The 20,164-nt window shown below is 63.1% G+C and carries 19 protein-coding genes, 1 tRNA gene and 1 pseudogene; 16 read left to right on the top strand and 5 right to left on the bottom strand.

The genetic code is table 11. The features are described 5' to 3' along the window. Positions 1-174 precede the first annotated feature (174 nt). Positions 175-1,071, top strand: a complete 897-nt coding sequence (locus V1289_RS20940) for an NAD-dependent epimerase/dehydratase family protein (RefSeq protein WP_334398636.1) — start codon at positions 175-177, stop codon at positions 1,069-1,071. Between the two features lie 98 nt (positions 1,072-1,169). On the opposite strand, the gene V1289_RS20935 is transcribed toward V1289_RS20940, so the two are convergent. Continuing rightward, positions 1,170-1,244: transfer RNA gene (locus tag V1289_RS20935), tRNA-Gly, on the bottom strand. A 307-nt stretch (positions 1,245-1,551) separates the two neighbouring features. Then, positions 1,552-1,872 (bottom strand): annotated as a pseudogene (locus tag V1289_RS20930) (SRPBCC family protein); the annotation flags it as partial. Positions 1,873-2,081: 209 nt separating this feature from the next. On the opposite strand from V1289_RS20930, the gene trxA reads away from it, so the two are divergent. The 6 genes from trxA to V1289_RS20900 all read left to right on the top strand — a co-directional run bounded on the left by trxA (position 2,082) and on the right by V1289_RS20900 (position 5,844). Further along, entirely contained in the window at positions 2,082-3,005 is a 924-nt protein-coding gene (gene trxA, locus V1289_RS20925) for a thioredoxin (RefSeq protein WP_334398635.1), read from the top strand. Positions 3,006-3,108: 103 nt separating this feature from the next. Next, on the top strand, positions 3,109-3,783 hold the full coding sequence (locus V1289_RS20920) for an LON peptidase substrate-binding domain-containing protein (RefSeq protein ID WP_334398634.1): 675 nt from the start codon (positions 3,109-3,111) through the stop codon (positions 3,781-3,783). 296 nt (positions 3,784-4,079) lie between these two features. After that, a complete protein-coding gene (locus tag V1289_RS20915) occupies positions 4,080-4,403 on the top strand; it encodes an ArsR/SmtB family transcription factor (RefSeq protein WP_074272049.1) in 324 nt (107 codons plus the stop codon). Then, positions 4,400-4,810, top strand: a complete 411-nt coding sequence (locus V1289_RS20910) for an SRPBCC family protein (protein WP_334398633.1) — start codon at positions 4,400-4,402, stop codon at positions 4,808-4,810. The genes V1289_RS20915 and V1289_RS20910 overlap by 4 nt, the downstream gene beginning before the upstream one ends. Next, positions 4,807-5,361: a cytochrome b gene (locus V1289_RS20905; protein ID WP_334398632.1), complete on the top strand. Its 555-nt coding sequence runs from the start codon at positions 4,807-4,809 to the stop codon at positions 5,359-5,361. The genes V1289_RS20910 and V1289_RS20905 overlap by 4 nt, the downstream gene beginning before the upstream one ends. Before the next feature lie 45 nt (positions 5,362-5,406). Then, complete coding sequence (locus V1289_RS20900) at positions 5,407-5,844, top strand: DUF1801 domain-containing protein (RefSeq protein ID WP_334398631.1); 438 nt, start codon at positions 5,407-5,409, stop codon at positions 5,842-5,844. A gap of 291 nt (positions 5,845-6,135) precedes the next feature. On the opposite strand, the gene V1289_RS20895 is transcribed toward V1289_RS20900, so the two are convergent. Next, on the bottom strand, positions 6,136-6,486 hold the full coding sequence (locus V1289_RS20895; RefSeq protein WP_334398630.1) for a hypothetical protein: 351 nt from the start codon (positions 6,484-6,486) through the stop codon (positions 6,136-6,138). Between the two features lie 95 nt (positions 6,487-6,581). On the opposite strand from V1289_RS20895, the gene V1289_RS20890 reads away from it, so the two are divergent. Continuing rightward, positions 6,582-7,118, top strand: coding sequence for a TetR/AcrR family transcriptional regulator (locus V1289_RS20890; RefSeq protein WP_334398629.1), 537 nt, complete (start codon positions 6,582-6,584; stop codon positions 7,116-7,118). 64 nt (positions 7,119-7,182) lie between these two features. Next, the gene (locus V1289_RS20885) at positions 7,183-7,380 is read left to right on the top strand and encodes a Trm112 family protein (RefSeq protein ID WP_334398627.1); all 198 of its coding nucleotides are present in this window, start codon (positions 7,183-7,185) and stop codon (positions 7,378-7,380) included. Between the two features lie 123 nt (positions 7,381-7,503). Here V1289_RS20885 and V1289_RS20880 read toward each other — a convergent pair whose 3' ends face one another. Then, the gene (locus tag V1289_RS20880) at positions 7,504-8,724 is read right to left on the bottom strand and encodes a ubiquinone biosynthesis hydroxylase (RefSeq protein WP_334398626.1); all 1,221 of its coding nucleotides are present in this window, start codon (positions 8,722-8,724) and stop codon (positions 7,504-7,506) included. Positions 8,725-8,940: 216 nt separating this feature from the next. On the opposite strand from V1289_RS20880, the gene tesB reads away from it, so the two are divergent. Beyond that, complete coding sequence (tesB, locus tag V1289_RS20875; protein WP_334398625.1) at positions 8,941-9,801, top strand: acyl-CoA thioesterase II; 861 nt, start codon at positions 8,941-8,943, stop codon at positions 9,799-9,801. 106 nt (positions 9,802-9,907) lie between these two features. Here the strand turns inward: tesB and V1289_RS20870 are convergent, their stop codons facing one another. Beyond that, positions 9,908-10,786, bottom strand: coding sequence for a DUF4339 domain-containing protein (locus V1289_RS20870; RefSeq protein ID WP_334398624.1), 879 nt, complete (start codon positions 10,784-10,786; stop codon positions 9,908-9,910). Positions 10,787-11,042: 256 nt separating this feature from the next. On the opposite strand from V1289_RS20870, the gene V1289_RS20865 reads away from it, so the two are divergent. From V1289_RS20865 to V1289_RS20840, 6 genes are all read left to right on the top strand, one after another. Next, positions 11,043-11,381, top strand: a complete 339-nt coding sequence (locus V1289_RS20865) for a P-II family nitrogen regulator (RefSeq protein WP_074272058.1) — start codon at positions 11,043-11,045, stop codon at positions 11,379-11,381. Positions 11,382-11,547: 166 nt separating this feature from the next. Continuing rightward, a complete protein-coding gene (locus V1289_RS20860; protein WP_334398623.1) occupies positions 11,548-12,852 on the top strand; it encodes an ammonium transporter in 1,305 nt (434 codons plus the stop codon). Positions 12,853-13,162: 310 nt separating this feature from the next. Further along, positions 13,163-13,501, top strand: a complete 339-nt coding sequence (locus V1289_RS20855) for a P-II family nitrogen regulator (protein ID WP_008142813.1) — start codon at positions 13,163-13,165, stop codon at positions 13,499-13,501. A gap of 36 nt (positions 13,502-13,537) precedes the next feature. Beyond that, positions 13,538-14,980, top strand: coding sequence for an ammonium transporter (locus tag V1289_RS20850; protein ID WP_309180960.1), 1,443 nt, complete (start codon positions 13,538-13,540; stop codon positions 14,978-14,980). 1,386 nt (positions 14,981-16,366) lie between these two features. Beyond that, the gene (locus tag V1289_RS20845; protein WP_334398622.1) at positions 16,367-17,593 is read left to right on the top strand and encodes an aminotransferase class I/II-fold pyridoxal phosphate-dependent enzyme; all 1,227 of its coding nucleotides are present in this window, start codon (positions 16,367-16,369) and stop codon (positions 17,591-17,593) included. 12 nt (positions 17,594-17,605) lie between these two features. Continuing rightward, the gene (locus V1289_RS20840; RefSeq protein WP_334398621.1) at positions 17,606-20,050 is read left to right on the top strand and encodes a DNA translocase FtsK; all 2,445 of its coding nucleotides are present in this window, start codon (positions 17,606-17,608) and stop codon (positions 20,048-20,050) included. The last annotated feature ends 114 nt before the right edge of the window (positions 20,051-20,164 follow it).

Here is a 20,164-nt window from a genome sequence, read left to right as displayed (position 1 = left end):
TGTCAGGTCAAAACAAATTGAGGAAAAATTTCTTTGCGCGGGTCTGCTTTGAGACGATTTTGCGACGGCCGATTTGCGACGAACCGCGCTGCACCGCAATATTCGCTGGAAGCGAACGCCTGTTATGATCGCACGCTGCTTGCGCATTGGGCGGGCTGCCACAGGAGCTGACCGTTGCGCGTTTTCGTTCTCGGTGGGACGGGCTCGATCGGCGCGGCGGTGGTGCGCGAACTCGTCGCGCGCGGGCATGAAGTTTTCGGGCTGGCGCGATCCGAGGCATCGGCGGCAAAACTTGGCGAATTCGGGGCGACCGCCATCGCCGGCAATATCGCTTTTCCCGCGCCAAGTTCTCCCGAGTCTTGGATCGGAGAGCTTGCCGGCATCGATGCGGTGATTCACGCGGCCTGCGATTTCAGCACCGACATGGAGGCAACCGAGCGTCGCCTGCTCGACGCATTGTTGCCCGCGCTCGCCAGGCAGGCGAACAAGCCGCGCTTCATCTACACCGGCGGCGGCTGGCTGTTCGGCGCGACCGGCGACGAGGTTGCGACCGAACAGACGCCCTTCAATCCCCTGTCCGCATTCGCATGGATGGTGCCGCATCTGCAGCGCGTTCTCGCCGCACCCGGCATCGACGGCATCGTGATTCATCCGGCGATGGTCTACACGCCGCGCGGCGGCGTCTTCCATCGCGTCTTCCGCGAGGCCCGCGAACGCGACGCAGTGCGCGTGGTGGACAGCGAGGCCGTGCGATGGCCGCTGGTGCATGGCGAGGATCTTGCCGATCTCTACGCGCTGGCGCTCGAGCGTGCGCCGGCGGGATCGAGCTATATCGGTGCGGCGATCGCTGGACTTCCGGTCGGCCACATCGCACGCGCCTTCGCCAAACGATTCGATACGTCCCACCAAGACCCCCGGATCATTTCTACCGACGCGATCGCCGCCGAACTCGGCGAATGGGCGCGCGGCTACGCGCTCGATCAGCGGCTGAACGGCGCGAAGGCGCAGCGCGAGCTTGGCTGGCGGCCGAAGCATCTGGATCCCGAAAGTGAGATCGCTACGCTTGCTTGAATGTCGGGCCGCGCCGAGCGCGCCACAAAACGAAAAGCCCGCTTGTCAGCGGGCTTTCGTCAAACTCTGCCAATTTCCAAGAAAATCTCAAGAAAATCTGGAGCGGGCGAAGGGGCTCGAACCCTCGACCCCGACCTTGGCAAGGTCGTGCTCTACCACTGAGCTACACCCGCATCCGAGATGGCGGCGATCGCTCGCCGGCAACGGCAGAGCTATGCCAAATGCGGCCCGTGAATGCAACAGTTCACGCACGGTCCGAACCCGTCCAAATAGCCCGGGCTTTCTGGCAAATATGGGCGAATCGGCCCGAAACGACGCCCGGACTGCCGAATATGCGGCTTTCGGGCCCAGGGGCGGGGAACCCGGGTCATGCCGCCAGCGTGTCGCGCAGCGATTCGAGCCATTTTTCGAACGAGGCGCCAGCGTCCCGGTCAATTGGTCGCGCTGGCCGGCGTCGCAATCGAAGGTCGCCCACCACTCGACGAAAGCGCGGTCGCCATCGACAACCGGCGTGATTCGTAAGGTGGCCCGATAGCCGGTCACCGGCAGCGTCGGCGCGCCGGCGAATTCGTAGGTCTGGGAACGCTCGACGTCGGACTGCGCCAATAGCCGCTGGCGGATGCGCCGCTGCTGATAAAGCACATTTCTAATGGCGCCCACGGTATCGCCGGATTTGCCGTCTTCGATCTCGCTTTCGCCGGCGCCGCCGACCCAGACCGGATAATTGTTGAAATCGCGGACGATTTTCCAGACCGCCGGGGCCGGCTGTTCGAACACGGTGCTGTAATAGGCTTTTGCCATGCCTCAAATTCCCTCATTGGCTGCGATGCCAGCCATCATGGGACGCTGGGAGGCCAAAACCCACCCGATCTCCGATGGAACAGAGCCCGTCGATCGCTGGTTGAACCGATTGAAATTTGTGGCCAAACCGCCATCTAGCGGGAGAGAACTTCTGACCGGGCCGTGCTAGAAGAGGCCCGATTTTTTCGAGACATCAGGGCGAGGACACCGTGACCATAGTTGAGCAGGGCGGCGCCGCGGTGCCGCAGGCAGTACCCGATCTGATCAAGGAGACGACCACCCAGACCTTCGTCAAGGACGTCATCGAGGAGTCGAAGCGCCAGCCGGTGCTGATCGACTTCTGGGCGCCCTGGTGCGGTCCTTGCCGGCAGCTGACACCGATCATCGAAAAGGCTGTGCGCGCGGCCAAGGGCAAGGTCAAACTGGTCAAGATGAATATCGACGAGCATCCGGCGATTCCCGGCCAGATGGGAATCCAGTCGATCCCGGCCGTGGTCGCCTTCGTCAACGGCCAGCCCGCCGACGGTTTCATGGGCGCGGTGCCGGAGAGCCAGGTCAACGCCTTCATCGATAAGCTGACCAAGGGCGTGGCGGCGCCGGGCGAGCCGAACATCGCCGAAATTCTGCAGGAAGCAGAGGCCGTGCTGGCGGAGGGCGATCCCGCCACCGCGGCGCAGATCTATGCCGAAGTGCTCGCGATCGACGCCACCAACATCCCGGCGATCGCCGGGCTGGCGAAATGCTACGTGACGACGGGCGCGATCGAGCAGGCCAGGCAGACCATCGCGATGGTGCCGGAATCCAAGCGCAACGACGCCGCCGTGAAGGCGGTGCAGGCCTCGATCGAGCTTGCCGAGCAGGCCCAGGCGGTCGGGCCGGTGACCGAACTGGAACAGAAAGTCGCCGCAAACCCGCTCGACCATCAGGCACGGTTCGACCTGGCGACCGCGCTCAACGCCCAGGGCAACCGCGCCGAGGCGACCAACCAGTTGCTCGAAATCGTCAAACGCGATCGCAAATGGAACGAAGACGCCGCGCGAAAACAGCTGGTGCAGTTCTTCGAGGCGTGGGGCGGCGCCGACGAGGCGACCGTGGACGGACGCAAGCGGCTGTCGACAATCCTGTTTTCGTAGGCTGCCCAAACATGCCCTCGGACGTGATCCGGGGGTCGACACCGGTTTTGCGATAACAATACGTGCCTGAATGTAGAGCCTTCACGAGCACCCGGGGCCGTAAATGCCGATCAATGCCGAATACCGCGGACCCGGCGAGCTTCCCGAAGTGATCCCTGTGTTTCCGCTGCCCGGCGCGTTGCTGCTGCCGCGCGGCCAGATGCCGCTCAACATCTTCGAGCTGCGCTATCTCGCGATGGTCGACGACGCGCTGCGCGACGGCCACCGGCTGATCGGGATGATCCAGCCCGATGTCGCCCATAGCCGCGACGAAGCGAGGCCGGTGCTGTTCCGCGTCGGCTGCGTCGGCCGCATCACCCAGCTCGCCGAATCCGGCGACGGCCGCTACATTCTCGAACTCACCGGCATCGCGCGCTTCAAGGTGGTCGAGGAATTGACCGTGCTGACGGCGTACCGGCAATGCAAGGTGGATTTCTTTTCCTACGCCGACGATTTTGTCGCGCGCAAAGGCGAAGAGGAGGTGGACCGCCAGGCCTTGCTCGAGGTGCTGACGGATTTTCTGGAAGCCAACAATCTGAAAGTCGATTGGGAAGGCATCGAGAGCGCGCCGAACGAGGCGCTGGTCAACGCGCTGGCGATGATGTCGCCCTATGGCCCGGCGGAAAAGCAGGCGATGCTGGAAGCCCAGAACCTGAAGACCCGCGCCGAAATCCTGATCGCGGTGACCGAGATGGATCTCGCCAAGAAGCGCACCAGCGGCGACACCGGGCTGCAGTAGGTTTTTTGGCCCTGTTTACAAAGTTGCAGCACAGGCATTTGCGGATCGCAGCCATATGACTGCACCGCATCGCCACGCCCCCGACGATCGATAACGATCATGCATAACCAGCGGGGTATGGTGAATTCGGGGATCAGGCGCGACGCTGCTCAGGGAGCGGCCGGCTGACGACAGCGTCGGCGCGTTACTGCACACGCGTCGCCATCGCTCATTGTGCCCCTCCAGGCTTCCGGCTTGACTCACACATAACTCGGAAGTTATACGTTGATCCATAGCCAATGGGTTATCGATCTCAGATGCCGAACGCTCAAGATGTGCTGTTCCGAACGCTCGCCGATCCGACCCGGCGGGCTCTCTTCGAGCGACTGTGCCGCGAAGGAGAGCAGACCGTGGGGTCCCTGACGGCTCAGTCCGGGGTCTCGCAACCGGCGGTCTCAAAGCATCTCGGGGTTTTGAGGCAGGCCGGGCTGGTGCGCGACCGCCACGAAGGTCGCCAGACGCACTATAGCGCGCAGCTCGGCGCGCTGGCCCCGCTGATCGACTGGACCAGCCAGATGGCCGGCTTCTGGCAGAGCCGGTTCGACCATCTCGAAGATCTGCTGAAGAGGATGGACCAATGAGCAATACTGCGACCAAAACGCGCTCCGTCGTTGTCGAACGGGAGGTACCACATCCGCCGGAAAAGATCTGGCGTGCGCTCACGCAACCGCACCTGATCGAGGAGTGGCTGATGAAGAGCGACTTCAAGCCCGTCGTCGACCATCGTTTCAATTTTCGCGCCGACTGGGGCGCGGTCGACTGTCAGGTAATGGCAGTGGAGCCGAACAAAACGCTGTCTTACACGTGGGCGGCCTATGGCCTCGAGAGTGTCGTCACCTGGACTCTTACCCCCACGCGCACGGGGACCCACCTGCGCATGGAGCAGTCGGGCTTCGGGCCAGGTCAGGGGCAGGCCTATCAGGGCGCCAAGATCGGCTGGAAGAAATTCTTCACAGACCTCGAACGCGTGGTGGGAGGCCTGTCGTGAGCCGCGCCCTCGCCTCGCGCTACCAGCCCGTGCTCGTCGCGCTGCACTGGTTGCTCGCGCTGATGATCATTGGCCTTCTGTGCCTCGGCTTCTTCGTGCTTGCGGATATGCCGAACACCGATCCGAAGAAACTCGATATCCTGGTGTGGCACATGGCGGGCGGCATGTTCGTGCTCGTATTGATGATCCTGCGCCTCATCATACGCAGGTGGAGCGCCCGTCCGGCAACGGCGGCGACCGGTTCGCCCCGGCTCGACCGGCTGGCCTCGATTGCGCACCGGAGCTTCTATGTGATCGTGTTTTTGATGATCGCCAGCGGATGGTCCACCGGGTGGCTCATCAGCGGCGCGTTCCAGCCCAATGGCGAACCCCTGCCCAGCACTTTCGCCGTGTTGCCCACGTTCCAGGCCCATGCGGCTCTCGCAACGCTGCTGGCCATTCTGATCGCGGCCCATATCGCGGCCGCGCTCTACCATCAGTTCGTGCTGAAAGACGGCCTGTTGCGCCGCATGTGGTTCGGGCGACGCACGATCGTTTCCGCAGAAAAATAAAATGAAGTGGTCACTGACCACCCCACCGGACATGAGAAACATCCAATGAATCCATCGGAGCAGATCGACCAGCTGATCGCAAAGCTCAGGGATTGGCGCGGCAAGACGCTGGCCAGCATCCGCAAGAGCATCCTCGAGGCCGACCGCGAGATATCGGAGGAGTGGAAGTGGATGGGAAGTCCGGTGTGGTCGCGCGACGGGATGATCGCGGTCGGCAACGCCCACAAGGAGAAGGTGAAGCTTACCTTTACCCACGGGGCGAAGATCCCGGATCCCGACAAGCTCTTCAACGCGGGGCTCGGAGGCAGCGCGTGGCGGGCGATCGATCTTTTCGAGGGTGACAAGATCAATGCGCGCGCCCTGAAAAATCTCGTCCGTGCCGCCATCGATTACAATCAGAGCAAATTGAAGAAGAAGGCGCCCGTGAAGAAGAAAGCGCCCGCGGGTGCGCGCGCGAAAGGAACCAAAAGCAAGAAGGGATGAAGCGAGCGCTTTTCTCGCCGACCCGAGTCCGCCGCTTCGCTCGGGTCGCCGCGACTTAAATCCGGCCTCCCTGCAGGAGGCATTCCCGGATCAAAGCCTGGGTCTCCGCGTGATGAACAGCGGCTAGAGCGTTTTCCAGGTGGTTCGACTCGTGGTCGCGTATCCGCGGCTTCATGGTTCGAGACGCACGGCGTTGCCGTGCTCCTCACCATGAGGATTTCAGACCTCATCCTGAGGAGCATCGCGAAGCGATGCGTCTCGAAGGATGAAGCCACCGAGTCGGAAAATGGTCTAGTACCCGGCCGCCGCGAGCACGACCACTGCGCCGAGCGCCTTCCAGCCAAAGCCGCGGCCGCGCGACCACCAGGCATTGGCGGCGGCGGCGAAGGCGTAGACCGCGATGATAGTGGCGACGATCCAGTGCCGCGCGCTTTCCGATCCCATCGAGGGGGCTGCGATCAGCAGCATCCCGCCGCCGATCCAGGCCACCGTGCCGGCCTGCCAGACCAGCCGGATCAGTGTCCTTAGGCGCTCCGGCTCGATCGTCGCCCTGGCGAATACCTTGGTTTCGCCGAGCGCGCCGTGAATCAGGGCGACCACGATTCCGGCGAAGCCTGCGCATTGCAAGATCAGATCGCGCATCTGAAATGCCTCCATACAGTACCGTATGGTTGTGCCGCAGCTTCTGGCGCCTGTCAATACAGTTGTGTATGGTAGTTTGTCGCAGGGAACCCGACATGACCGACCAACTCTCCGCCAAGGACTGGCTCGACCAGGGCCTGAAAACGCTGGCCCGCAACGGCTTCACGGCGCTCAAGGCCGAGCCGCTGGCGAAGGCGATGGGGGTGTCGCGCGGCAGTTTCTACTGGCATTTCGCCGACATCGGCGCGTTCCATGCCGCGATCCTGAAGCAGTGGCGCGAGGTCGCCGCCGAGCAGATCATCGCCAATGTCGAGGCGGCGTCGAACCACGAAAACCCGCTGACGCTGCTGCTGCGCCGTGTGTTCGGCGAGCGGCTGGCGCTGGAGAATGCGGTCCGCACCTGGGCCAGCGTCGATGCCGCCGCGCGCGCCGCGGTGCAGGCGATCGACCAGCGCCGGCTCGGCTATGTCGAAAGCCTGCTGCGGCAGTCGGGGCTGCCGGCGGAAAAGGCCCGGGCGCGGGCGCAAATCCTCTATTGGGCGTTTCTCGGCTTTGCGCTTTCGGACCGGCCGCTGCCGAAGGCGAGGCAACAGGCGATGCTCGAGGAGATGCTCCGGATCGCCACGAGTTAAGCGCGCGGTTACGCCGTCGGTCCAGGTATGCTACAGGACCGCGGCCAAGCCGGAGTCCCCCTGCATGAATTCCTCGCCCGAACGCCTCGAAGGCACCGTCGACCCAAAGCTGCTGGAAATCCTGGTGTGCCCGATCACCAAGGGCCCGCTGGAGTTCGACGCCAACACGCAGGAGCTGATCTCGCGTTCGGCCAAGCTCGCCTACCCGATCCGCGACGGCATCCCGATCATGCTGCCGGAAGAGGCAAGGAAGATCGATTGAGGGGACACTCTCTCCCGTCATTGCGAGGAGCGAAGCGACGAAGCAATCCATTCTTTCTTTATGGCGCTATGGATTGCTTCGTCGCTAACGCTCCTCGCAATGACGGTTGCAAACACCGCGGCGCTACAACGCCTCGCCCTTTAACAACCGCGGCACTTCGCCGGACAATCCCGCGGCCTGGCGGATGAACAGGCTTTTCAGCGGCGGGGCGCGATCGACCAGTCCGAGGCCAATATCGCGCACGGTGCGCAGCAGGCTCGACTCGTTCGAGAACAGAAAGTTCAGCGAATTGGTGGCAAGCCCCATCGCCATGGTGTCGAACCGCCGCCAGCGCTGATAGCGGTCGAGCACGTCGGCCTGGCCGAGATCCATGCCGAGCCGCGCCGCATCGACCACCACTTCGGCCAGGGCCGCAACATCCTTCAGGCCCATATTGAGCCCCTGCCCCGCGATCGGATGAATCACATGGGCGGCGTCGCCGACCAGCGCCAGCCGTTCGCCGATGAAGGAGCGCGCGACGAAATAGCCGAGCGGAAACGCGCGCGGCTTGTCGAGCGCCTTGATCTCGCCGAGATGCAAGCCAAAGCGCTGTTCGAGTTCGGCGTGAAACTCGTCGTCGCTCAAGGCCACGATGCGCGCCGCCTGCTTGCGGTTCTCGGTCCACACCAGCGACGAGCGCTTTCCGGTCAGCGGCAGGATCGCGAATGGCCCTGCGGGCAGGAAATGTTCTTCGGCGCGGCCATGGTGATCGCGCTCGTGGCCGACGGTGACGACGATGCCGGATTGATCGTAATCCCAGCCATGGGTGGCGATCCCGGCGCGCTCGCGCAATTTCGAGCGCGCGCCGTCGGCGGCGACCAGCAGGCTCGCCTCGATCACAGTGCCATCCGCGAGCGTCACGTCGACGCCGTCGGCGCGCGAATCGAAAGTCGCAACCGGCGTGGCTCGCAGGTCGATGCCCTCGGCTTCCGCGCGCACCACCAGCGCGTCGATCAGATGACGGTTCTCGACCATATGCGCAAAAGGTTCGCCGGGCTCGACATGGCCGGCAAAGGTCAGGAACACCGGACGGGTCGCGTCTTCCAGTTTGGAATCGGTGACGACCATGTCGAGGATCGGTTGCGCATTGGATGCCACCTGGTCCCAGACGCCGATCGCCTCGAACAGCCGCCGGCAGGCGGCGACGATGGCGGTGGCGCGGGGATCGCGGCTCGGTCGCGTTGCCAGCGCCGGATCGGCCACGATCACAGGAATCTCGGGGCCGAGGCCCTGACGCAGCGCCAGCGCCAGCGCCAGCCCGGCGAACGCGCCACCGCAAATGACAATGCTTCGCTGTGCCGGCATGGAGGCCCTTACTCGGTTACGTCATCAGAGGATACTTGCTACCTGATATTAGCTGGGCGAAACAGGGCCGGAAACAAGGCCCGCATCCATCGTCATTCCGGGGCGATGCGAAGCATCGAACCCGGAATCCCGAGATTCTCGGGTGCGCAATTGCGCACCTAGTTTACGCTGACGCGTGCCCCCGAATGACGCAAAGACCAAACCGAAAGCGCTTCCATGTCCGACGGCCTGATTGACCTGATTTCCATCCTCGATCTCGAGCCGATCGAGGTGAATATGTTCCGCGGCAACAGCCCGAAGACGAGCTGGCAGCGGGTGTTCGGCGGCCAGGTGATCGGACAGGCGATGATGGCGGCATGCCGCACCGTCGAGGGCCGCCTGCCGCATTCGCTGCATTGCTACTTCATCCTGCCCGGCGATCCGCAGATCCCGATCATCTACCAGGTCGAGCGTTTGCGCGACGGCAAGAGCTATTCGACCCGCCGCGTCACCGCGATCCAGCACGGCAATGCCATCTTCTCGATCATGGTGTCGTTTCACGCCGAGGAGGAAGGCGCGTTCGACCATCAGGACAAGATGCCCGACGTGCCGCCGCCGGAAAAACTCACCGCCGAGGAAGTCGCAAAACAGCCGATGTTCAAGGAAATGCCGGATTTCATCCGGCGCTATTACGAGTCGGACCGGCCGATCGAACTGCGCCCGGTCGAACTCGGCCGCTATTTCGGCCAGAAGATCGACGACGGCCGCATCCATGTCTGGATCCGGACCGCGGCGAAGCTGCCCGACGATCCGGCGCTGCATATGTGCGCGCTGGCCTATGCGTCCGATTTCTCGCTGCTCGACGCGGTGATGGCGCGCTACGGCCGCACGCTGTTCGACAAGCGCATGATGCCGGCCAGCCTCGATCACGCGATGTGGTTTCACCGGCCGTTCCGCGCCGACGAATGGCTGCTCTACGCGCAGGATTCGCCGAGCGCGCAAGGCGGTCGCGGCCTGACCCGCGGCCTGATCTTCAAGCCCGACGGCACGCTGGTGGCGTCGGTGGCGCAGGAAGGCTCGGTGCGCGAGCGCAGGTAGATGCGTTTAGGCACCAAAGCGTTTTCGAGCGAAGTGGACGCCGGTTCGCGTTAAGAAAACGCGTCAAAGCAAAAAGATGGAGCGGGATGGCTTTCGAAGAAAGTCATCACGCTCCAGAGTAACCGCGCTCGACCAGCGCGAATTGCGACGCGTACCATTTCGCGTACCAGCGCAGCACCCATGGAATCGGAATCAGGAACGCACAGCCGATGCTGAAGACCAGCGTGCGCCAGAGCACTTCCAGTCCCGATCCGTTGAAGATGATCTCGCGCCGCGTCCCATCGATATTGCGGCAGATCCATCGCATCCAGGCCGTGATCACCCAGGCCCAGCCGATGATGGTGATGAAGGACAGGAACATCAGGACGTACCAGCCGACATAGGTCAACGCGCTGCCGTTAAAGGCAATCGGCAACGGCTGGCCGTTCGAACTGAGATTGCCGGCGATCCAGCGCAGGATCATCCATGACAGAAACGCCTCGATCAGGACGGCGACGATCGGCAGGTAATTGTTGAGTTGCCCGGCATAGCTCATCAACGCCAACGCGATGAACACGTACCAGATGTCGCCGACCTTGCCGTCGAAAGCGAAATTGGGCCGCCCGGGCACCGAGGTCCTGGACGCCATCCACCGATAGTAGCTGGTCGCAACCCAGGGTGCGGGAATTACCAGCAGAAAACCGATGACATACAGAATGGTCCGGCCGAGGAGCGGCCAGAGCGGCGGGTCCATCGACAACGCCCCGCCGCTGTAGCTGCCGGCGCTCATCACCGGTCCACCCGCTTGCGGGATCACCGGCGGGCCCGAGCCGCCCGGGGCGAGGCCCGGAATCTCTCCCGCCCGCTGCCAGCCGCTCATCCCCTCGGTCCAGACCAGCGTATCGGCCCTGACCGTCCCCCGGACGATGAGATCGCGCAGCTGAGCTTCCGGAAACGGCCCCTGTTGCTGGCCGTTGGCGGCATAAAACCAGGATCGGTCTGCCATCTTTTCTCATTCCCTTGAGGCGATGTGGCGAAAGCGGCCAGCGGGACTCGCTGGCAAGGCGAGGAAATCGCATTGTGGCGGACGGTCCGGTTCCCGTACAGTGACCGAGGTCACAAGGTCGGAATGTTTTCCCCTTCAACCTGCAACTTTTTTGTGCCATTTGCCCGGAAAGATGCCAAGTTCGGGCGGGCACGAACGCCACCCCGACATGCCAAGACTTGAGAGAATCAAGACTTGAGAGAATGAAGGCCTGACCATGAAACTCGTCGTCGCGATCATCAAACCCTTCAAACTTGACGAGGTGCGCCAGGCACTGACGGCCATCGGCGTCCACGGCATGACCGTGACCGAGGTCAAGGGTTACGGCCGCCAGAAGGGCCACACCGAGATCTATCGCGGCGCCGAATATGTCGTGAATTTCCTGCCCAAGCTCAGAATCGAAATCGCGGTCGCCTCCGACCTCGCCGACAAGGCGGTCGAGGTCATCACCGCCAATGCGCGCACCGGCCAGATCGGCGACGGAAAGATCTTCGTGACGCCGATCGATCACGCCTTGCGCATCCGCACCGGCGAGACGGACAGCGACGCGCTGTAACTTTTTGTTTGACGCGTTTTCTACGCAGATAAGTCTACGCAATCTGCGTAAACTTGATTGCTAGGCGAACCGGTATCCACTTCGCTTGAAAACGCTTTCGAAATTTCAAGCGCGCCCGGCAACGACGCCGGCGCAGCGAAAACGACCGACAGACCGGGGAAATTCCATGGGGGCACTATTTCGTGCAGCGAAGTTCGCTGCGCTCGTCACGCTTGCGGCGGGCCTTTCGCCGGCGACGCCGGCCTTCGCCGAAACCTTGACCATCAACACCGCCGACACCGCGTGGATGATCGTGGCGACCGCGCTGGTGCTGATGATGACGATCCCGGGCCTGGCGCTGTTCTATTCCGGCATGGTGCGCAAGAAGAACGTGCTGGCGACGATGGCGCAGAGTCTCGCGGCGGTCGCGATTGTCTCGATTCTCTGGGTGACGTTCGGCTATTCGCTCACCTTCGTCGGCGACGGCCCCTGGCTCGGCACGCTCGATCGCTGGTTTCTCGCAGGGATGACCATGGAGAGCGTCAATCCGCTGGCGAAGACGATCCCGGAATCGCTGTTCATGCTCTACCAGATGACGTTTGCGATCATCACGGTGGCGCTGGTGGCGGGCTCGGTCGCCGACCGGATGCGTTTCTCGGCCTTTCTCTTGTTCTCGATCGGCTGGTTCATGTTCGTCTATGTGCCGCTCGCGCATTGGGTGTGGGGCGGCGGCTTCCTCGCCACCATGGGCGTGCTGGATTTTGCCGGCGGTCTGGTGGTGCATCTTTCCGCAGGCGTCGGCGGACTGGTCGCGGCCAAGGTGATGGGCCGCCGTCACGGATACGGCAGCGACAATCTGTCGCCGTTCGATCTGTCGCTCGCGGTGATGGGCACCGGATTGCTGTGGGTCGGCTGGTTCGGTTTCAATGGCGGTTCGGCGCTGGCGGCCAATTCACGCGCTGTCATGGCGATCATCGCGACGCATCTGGCGGCCTGCGCCGGCGCGCTGACCTGGGGCGCGATCGAATGGGCGACGCGGCGCAAGCCCTCGGTGCTCGGGATGATTTCCGGCGCGGTCGCGGGCCTCGGCACCATCACGCCGGCTTCCGGATTCGTCGCGCCCTGGCACGGCATCATCATCGGCATCGCCGCTGGCCTCGTCTGCTTCTGGGCCTGCACCTGGCTCAAGCACCGCTTCAAGTATGACGATTCGCTCGACGTGTTCGGCGTCCACGGCGTCGGCGGTATGACCGGCACCCTGCTCGCCGGCGTCTTCGCGGTCAGCGCCATCGGCGGGACCTCGGGCCTGATCGAGGGCCACCCGCAACAGCTGCTGATCCAGCTCTATGGCGTCGCCGTCACCTTGGTCTGGTCGGGCGGAGTCACCTACGTGCTGCTCAAGCTGGTGAGCGCGTTCGTGCCGCTACGGGTGTCGCTGCAGCAGGAGCTGGAAGGCCTCGATATTTCGCAGCACGGCGAAGCGCTGCAATAAAATCCCCATCGGAGTACCGTTGCCCTGCCCTTGTGCTGGGCAACATTATGTCGGGAGTCTGTCTTGCCTCCGATTTAAGCAGGGGTGATTACGCTTTGGGCGCGACCGAATAACGCAGGTGCGGCCGTTTCCCGCAAAGCCCGAAAAGGTCCGGATTCATAGTCCGTTAGGCAATTCCGCCGATCTGGCACGGCATTTGATTCTATGGGTCCTGGCTGTGCCCGCGTAGTGAACTTCTCCGCGTGGTGAACCTCAGTCGAGAGAAAACGCCCGGTCGTGTCTGGACCGGGCCCAAGCGGGGATAGGACCCATGAAAATTGTTATGGCGATCATCAAGCCATTCAAGCTCGAAGAAGTCCGTGATGCCCTGACCGCCATTGGCGTTCACGGTTTAACGGTGACGGAAGTCAAGGGATATGGCCGGCAGAAGGGCCATACGGAAATCTATCGCGGCGCCGAATACGCCGTGAGCTTCCTGCCCAAGATCAAGATCGAGGTCGCTGTCGCCTCGGACCAGGTCGACAAGACCATCGACGCCATCACATCAGCTGCCAAAACCGGACAGATCGGCGACGGCAAGATCTTCGTCATCAACCTCGACCATGCGGTTCGCATCCGCACGGGTGAGGCGGATGCCGCGGCCCTCTGATTTCGCGCTCAACCAAACCACTCAGGAGTAAAACAAATGACGTTCAAGCGTCCCTATAGCGCGGGATTGGCGGCCCTCGCAGTCGGCCTGTTCGCCGCGACCGCTGCCTACGCGGAACCAACTGTCAACAAGGGCGACAACGCCTGGATGCTGACATCGACGGTGCTGGTGCTGTTGATGACGATCCCGGGCCTTGCGCTGTTCTACGGCGGCCTCGTCCGTTCCAAGAACATGCTCTCAGTGCTAATGCAGGTTTTCTACACCGTCTGCATGGTCACCGTTCTCTGGGCTCTCTACGGCTACAGCCTCGCCTTCACCGGCGGTTCCGACTTCATCGGCGGCTTCTCGAAAGCCTTCCTGATGGGCGTGACCACGGATTCGAAAGCGGCGACGTTCAGCGTCGACGCCAACATCTCGGAGCTCGTGTACGTCTGCTTCCAGATGACCTTCGCGGCGATCACCCCCGCCCTCATCGTCGGCGCCTTCGCCGAACGCATGAAGTTTTCGGCGATCGCGCTGTTCATCCCGCTCTGGGTGACGCTGATCTACTTCCCGATCGCACACATGGTTTGGTACTGGGCCGGACCGGACGCGATCTCCGATGCGGTCAAGGCGCTCGCGGCTGCGGCTGACGGTGCGGCGAAAACCGCAGCGCAAGCCAAGCTCGATGAAGTCAACGCCGACGCCGGCTGGGTCTTCAAGAAGGGCGCGATCGACTTCGCGGGCGGCACCGTGGTGCACATCAACGCCGGCATCGCCGGTCTGGTTGGCGCGCTGCTGATCGGCAAGCGCACCGGCTACGGCAAGGACCTGATGGCTCCGCACTCCCTCACCATGACCATGATCGGCGCCTCGCTGCTCTGGGTCGGCTGGTTCGGCTTCAACGCCGGATCGAACCTCGAAGCCAATGGTGGTGCTGCGCTCGCCATGACCAACTCCTTCGTTGCAACCGCAGCGGCGGCGTTGTCCTGGATGTTCGCGGAATGGATCGTCAAGGGCCATCCCTCCGTACTCGGCGCATTGTCGGGCGCGGTTGCCGGTCTCGTCGCGGTCACGCCCGCGGCCGGTTACTCCGGTCCGATGGGCGCGATCGTGCTCGGTCTCGTCGTCGGCGTCGTCTGCCTGTTCTTCTGCACCGTGGTGAAGAATGCACTGGGCTATGACGACTCGCTCGACGTGTTCGGCGTCCATTGCATCGGCGGCATCGTCGGCGCGCTCGGCACCGGCATCCTGGTGAATCCGGCCCTCGGCGGCACGGGCATCATGGATTACACCGCCGGCAAGATCGCCGACTACGACTTCGCGGCGCAGATGGTCTCCCAGATCTGGGGCGTCTGCACCACGCTGGTGTGGTCGGGCATCGGTTCGGCGATCCTCTACAAGGTCGTCGATGTCATCGTTGGCCTGCGCGTGAACGTGGAGACCGAACGCGAGGGTCTCGACGTCACCGAGCACACGGAGCGCGCTTACAACATGTGAGTTCTCCCGGGGCGCGGCCTTCCCGGAGGTCGCGCCCACAACTCCGGTTTGGGCACATACCCGGCAATGCCCCGACCGTTGAGGGGCTCCAGCGCAAGCTGGGGCCCCTTTCTTTTTGGCGGATCGTCGACTGCAATTTCAGTCGAACTTGGCTAGACGTTGGATTTTGGAAATGTCATCAGTTCCTCCGTCGAGGACCAGTGATGACTCAGAATGCCGGCGTTCGAACGGTTGCCGCAGCGATAGGCGTCGTTGCCGGAAGTCACTAGCCCCGCATGAGCGCAGCGACATGTAGGATCAAAATTGACGCCGAAAATCGTCATTGCGAGCCAACGGGTCGCGCGAATGCGCGCCCGATGACAGGCTCCGCGAAGCAATCCATCTTGCCGCGCAAAGGAAGAATGGATTGCTTCGTCGCTTCGCTCCTCGCAATGACGACGGGCTACATGGAGGACTGATTTTGCCCGACGGGCAAATCAGTATTTTCTGTCCAGCCCCCTTTGCAAAAATATTTCGCTTTCGCCGTCGGGCAAATCACCGATACAAGCTCGCCCCATCCCGGCCCGAGAAGAGGGACGTTGGCCATCGTCACGAACGTTGGGACGGGATGCGGTGGACGCGGCAGGCGTCGGCGTGAAACGGAATCGCAGGGCGGGTTTATCCCGTGAGCGATATCGGTTGCGCAAGACGACGGCGCCAAAACCCGGCGAAGCCTTTTGGCGAAGACGGGCGGCTGCGTACGGCAAAACCGTGTGGTCCTGGCACCCGTTGCTGGTGTCAAATCGGCGGAGGTTTTCGTCAGCCCAACCGGGCGCGACAAAGCCTTTAATCCGCCGATGACGGTGACAAGACGAATTCGTCGCCGGGGAGAGCGCGGCATAAGCCGTAAAACCATTGCGCAGGGAAGGCCGGATGCTCTCCGCTGAACCTGTATGCTCGTGTGCGTTTCTTCGCACAACTTTGCACACGAGACCGCGGGTGCAGCGCGCACCTGGCTTTCCCTGCGCCCTCTTCTTTTTGGAGCGGCGTTTCGTGTACGACCCGGGCGCATCGCGCCGCGGGAACGTGAACGTGTATCCACAACTATGCCAACGTCATTGCGAGGAGCGAAGCGACGAAGCAATCCATTCTTTCTTTATGCGGCCCGATGGATTGCTTCGCTTCGCTCGCAATGACGGTCTCTGACCTGCACGTTCCGGCCGTTTCTTGGAACGTTGGCAACATCGTCCCCTCCGAGACAAGTTCCACGCGGAACAAACCAGCAAAATCGACGCTGGCGCCGATGGTTAATCGCGTCTTAACCTCGCCGTATCTATGGTGGTTTGATTGGTTTCCGGTCGGTCTCCAACTCCCTCGACCGCTTTTGAAAGTGCTGGCGTTTCAGACATGGCAATGACCGCCTCTTCCGGCGTGGCGCAGGGCGCCGGCAGTGTTCAGCCTGCCGGTCAGGCCGAGCGTTCCCCGTTTGCGCGGACGACCGAGCTGCTGGCGCCCTATACGCCCGCTAAGCCATTGATTACGTTGTCGTTAGGCGAGCCGCAGCACCCGGTGCCGAGCTTCGTCGGCCCGGTGCTGTCAAGACATATCGCCGAGTTCGGCCGCTATCCGCTGGCCAGGGGCATCGAGCCGTTCCGCCGGGCCGCCGCGAACTGGCTGTCGACCCGGTTCCAGCTGCCGCGGCCGGTCGATCCCGAAAGCGAAATTCTGGTCCTGAACGGCAGCCGCGAGGGCCTGTTTTTCGCGGCCATCACCGCCGCGCGCTATGTCGGTCCGCGCAAGGGCCGGCCGGCGATCCTGATGCCGAACCCGTTCTATCCCGCCTATGGCGCCGGCGCCCGCGCCGCGGGCTGCGAGCAGATCTATCTGCCGACCACGGTCGCGAACGGATTCTTGCCCGATCTCGATGCGCTCGACGACGCCACGCTGGCGCGGACCGTTGCATTCTTCATCGCCTCGCCCGCCAACCCACAAGGCGCGGTCGCCTCGCCCGATTACTTCACGCGGCTGAAGAAACTGGCCGACCGCTTCGGCTTCATGATCCTGAGCGACGAGTGCTATTCGGAAATCTACACAAGGCAGGCGCCGGGCAGCGCGCTGGAATGCGCCGGGCCCGATTTCACCAATGTGGTGGCGTTCCAGTCGCTGTCGAAGCGTTCGAACCTGCCGGGCATGCGCGTCGGCTTCGCCGCCGGCGACAGGAATTTTCTCGCCGCCTTCCACGAACTGCGCAACGTCGCCGCACCGCAGGTGCCGGTGCCGCTGCAGCACGTCGCGGTCGCGGCCTATAGCGACGAGGCGCATGTCGTGGAGAATCGCCGGCTGTACCGGATCAAGTTCGATTTCGCCGACCAGATTCTCGGCAATCGCTACGGTTATGTCCGGCCTGCCGGCGGTTTCTGCGTCTGGCTCGATGTTTCCGCGCGGGGCGGTGATGAGGCGGCAGCGGTGAGACTCTATCGGGATGCCGGCGTGCGCGTGATCCCCGGCAGCTATTTGTCGCGGCCGCAGCACGACGGCTTCAATCCCGGCGACGGCTATATCCGGCTTGCGCTGGTCTCCGACAGTGAATCAACGGCCGAGGCATTGCACCGGCTGGTCGAAATTCTGGATTAGTCGCAGGGCCCCATGAGCATGCCAGCGATCGAACGTGTCATTCCCCTGGTCAGCCAGTTACCGGCCTCGATCCGCGACGCCCTGGCGCGGCGCCTTCGGGAATTCACCGGCCTGAGCCTGATCGCGCTGTCCGGCGTGGCCGCCGCCGCCCTGATGACCTGGTCGGTGCAGGATCCTAGTTTCAGTCACGCGACCTCGCGCGCGATCCGCAACATCGTCGGCTATCCCGGCGCGATCGGCGCCGATTTGCTGATGCAGATTCTCGGCCTCGGGGCGATCATACTGATCCTCCCCGTCGCGGTGTGGGGCTGGCGCATGCTGACCCATCGCACCTTCGACCGCGAAGCCTTGCGGCTCGGATGCTGGATTCTCACCACTGTTATCGCCGCGGGCTTTGCCAGCTGCTGGCCGCATGGCGGCGCCTGGCCGCTGCCGACCGGACTTGGCGGCGTCGTCGGCGACGCACTGGTGCGCGCGCCCGCGGTGGTATTCGGCCCGGCAGGTTTCGTCTATCGGCTGGTGCTCGGGATTATTCTTTTCGCGGCGATGTCGGCGACCTTCCTGCTCGCATGCGGCTGGGGCTCGCGCCCGCAAGACGAGGAGCTGACGCCGATCGAGGACGATGACGCGCCGTTCGAGGAAGAGGGCGATCGCAGCTCGGTCTCGCTCGGCTGGATGTTTCATGCCGTCATGAGCACGAAGGCGCGTCTGGCCTGGCTATTGACCACGGCGTACCGCTCGCTGGTCGCAAGCGCGCCGCAGCCGCGGACGGCCTCGTTCGAACGCCAGGAGCCCAATCTCGGCGGCCGCAGCGCGCCGTCACTGGCTCCGCAGACGGATGAAGATTTCGAGGACGAAGCGGAAGAAGACGAGGACGAGGAAGTCCCCGCCGCCCGCGCGCCGCGCAAGAAAGCCCCGCGCGCGCCGGCGCGCAAATCCTCCGACAAGTTCGAACTGCCATCGGTCTCGGTACTGACCGCGCCGAAGGCTTCCGACCGGCAGCCGCTGAACAAGGCCGAACTGGAAGCCAATTCGCGCGCGCTGGAAGGCGTGCTCGGCGATTTCGGCGTCCGCGGCGAAATCGTCAAGGCCAATCCCGGCCCGGTGGTGACGCTGTACGAACTCGAGCCCGCGCCCGGCATCAAATCGTCGCGGGTCATCGGTCTCGCCGACGACATCGCGCGCTCGATGAGCGCGCTGTCGGCGCGCGTCGCCGTCGTCGCGGGCCGCAACGCGATCGGCATCGAATTGCCGAACGCGCATCGCGAAAAGGTTTACCTGCGCGAGCTGCTGTCGGTGAAGGACGACTCGATGGCCAAGCTTCCGCTTTGCCTCGGCAAGAACATCGGCGGCGAATCCATCATCATCGATCTCGCGCGCACGCCGCACATGCTGATCGCCGGCACCACCGGCTCCGGCAAATCGGTCGCCATCAACACCATGATTCTCAGCCTGGTCTATCGCTTGCGGCCGGACCAGTGCCGCCTGATCATGGTCGATCCGAAAATGCTCGAACTCTCCGTCTATGACGGCATCCCGCATCTGCTGACGCCGGTCGTGACCGACCCGAAAAAAGCGGTGGTCGCCCTGAAATGGGCGGTGCGCGAGATGGAAGAGCGCTACAAGAAGATGTCCAAGCTCGGTGTGCGCAACATCGACGGCTATAATGCGCGCCTGGTCGAAGCCAGGGGCAAAGGCGAAGAGCTGACGCGCACGGTGCATACCGGCTTCGACAAGGAAACCGGCAAGGCGATCTACGAAGAAGAAAAGCTCGACCTCGATCCATTGCCCTACATCGTCATCATCGTCGACGAAATGGCCGACCTGATGATGGTCGCCGGCAAGGACATCGAAGGCGCGGTGCAGCGGCTGGCGCAGATGGCGCGCGCCGCGGGCCTGCATGTGATCCTCGCCACCCAGCGGCCCTCGGTCGACGTCATCACCGGCACCATCAAGGCGAATTTTCCGACCCGCATCTCGTTCCAGGTGACCTCGAAGATCGACAGCCGAACTATCTTGGGCGAGATGGGCGCCGAGCAACTGCTCGGCCAGGGCGACATGCTCTATATGGCCGGCGGCGGCCGCATCAGCCGCGTGCACGGTCCATTCGTTTCCGACGAAGAAGTCGAGAAGGTGGTGCGTCATCTCAAGACGCAGGGCCAGCCGGAATATCTCGAGGCGGTCACCGCGGAAGAGCCGACCGACGAGGACGGCGCGGTATTCGATTCCACCGGCATGGGTGGCGATGGCGGCGGCGCCGACCTGTTTTCGCAGGCGGTCGCGATCGTCAAGCGCGACCGCAAGGCATCGACTTCGTACATTCAACGCCGGCTGCAAATCGGATATAACCGCGCAGCTTCATTGATGGAGCGTATGGAACTGGAAGGCATCGTGGGCCAGGCCAATCACGCCGGCAAACGCGAGATTCTGGTCGAGGAAGAAGAAGGCCGCTTCTAAGCAAGTGCTGCATTTTCACGGAAAAACGATACCTCTTTTGGTCCAAAGCACTATAAAATAGCCGTCGAAGCGGGGCATTGCCTCGAATAGAGGTCTGAAATACCGAATGACAAA

This window comes from Bradyrhizobium sp. AZCC 2289 (assembly GCF_036924615.1).
Taxonomy (GTDB): Bacteria; Pseudomonadota; Alphaproteobacteria; order Rhizobiales; family Xanthobacteraceae; genus Bradyrhizobium.
This window is presented reverse-complemented; position numbering and strand designations above follow the sequence as displayed.

What these genes read in the sequence shown, in the direction of transcription:
- V1289_RS20840 (WP_334398621.1), top strand. Translation starts at nt 17,606, where the DNA reads ATGAGCATGCCAGCGATCGAACGTGTCATTCCCCTGGTCAGCCAGTTA.
- V1289_RS20845 (WP_334398622.1), top strand. Translation starts at nt 16,367, where the DNA reads ATGGCAATGACCGCCTCTTCCGGCGTGGCGCAGGGCGCCGGCAGTGTT.
- V1289_RS20855 (WP_008142813.1), top strand. Translation starts at nt 13,163, where the DNA reads ATGAAAATTGTTATGGCGATCATCAAGCCATTCAAGCTCGAAGAAGTC.
- tesB (WP_334398625.1), top strand. Translation starts at nt 8,941, where the DNA reads ATGTCCGACGGCCTGATTGACCTGATTTCCATCCTCGATCTCGAGCCG.
- V1289_RS20920 (WP_334398634.1), top strand. Translation starts at nt 3,109, where the DNA reads ATGCCGATCAATGCCGAATACCGCGGACCCGGCGAGCTTCCCGAAGTG.
- V1289_RS20895 (WP_334398630.1), bottom strand. Translation starts at nt 6,486, where the DNA reads ATGCGCGATCTGATCTTGCAATGCGCAGGCTTCGCCGGAATCGTGGTC.
- V1289_RS20865 (WP_074272058.1), top strand. Translation starts at nt 11,043, where the DNA reads ATGAAACTCGTCGTCGCGATCATCAAACCCTTCAAACTTGACGAGGTG.
- V1289_RS20900 (WP_334398631.1), top strand. Translation starts at nt 5,407, where the DNA reads ATGAATCCATCGGAGCAGATCGACCAGCTGATCGCAAAGCTCAGGGAT.
- V1289_RS20860 (WP_334398623.1), top strand. Translation starts at nt 11,548, where the DNA reads ATGGGGGCACTATTTCGTGCAGCGAAGTTCGCTGCGCTCGTCACGCTT.
- V1289_RS20885 (WP_334398627.1), top strand. Translation starts at nt 7,183, where the DNA reads ATGAATTCCTCGCCCGAACGCCTCGAAGGCACCGTCGACCCAAAGCTG.
- V1289_RS20870 (WP_334398624.1), bottom strand. Translation starts at nt 10,786, where the DNA reads ATGGCAGACCGATCCTGGTTTTATGCCGCCAACGGCCAGCAACAGGGG.
- V1289_RS20910 (WP_334398633.1), top strand. Translation starts at nt 4,400, where the DNA reads ATGAGCAATACTGCGACCAAAACGCGCTCCGTCGTTGTCGAACGGGAG.
- V1289_RS20880 (WP_334398626.1), bottom strand. Translation starts at nt 8,724, where the DNA reads ATGCCGGCACAGCGAAGCATTGTCATTTGCGGTGGCGCGTTCGCCGGG.
- V1289_RS20890 (WP_334398629.1), top strand. Translation starts at nt 6,582, where the DNA reads ATGACCGACCAACTCTCCGCCAAGGACTGGCTCGACCAGGGCCTGAAA.
- V1289_RS20915 (WP_074272049.1), top strand. Translation starts at nt 4,080, where the DNA reads ATGCCGAACGCTCAAGATGTGCTGTTCCGAACGCTCGCCGATCCGACC.
- V1289_RS20850 (WP_309180960.1), top strand. Translation starts at nt 13,538, where the DNA reads ATGACGTTCAAGCGTCCCTATAGCGCGGGATTGGCGGCCCTCGCAGTC.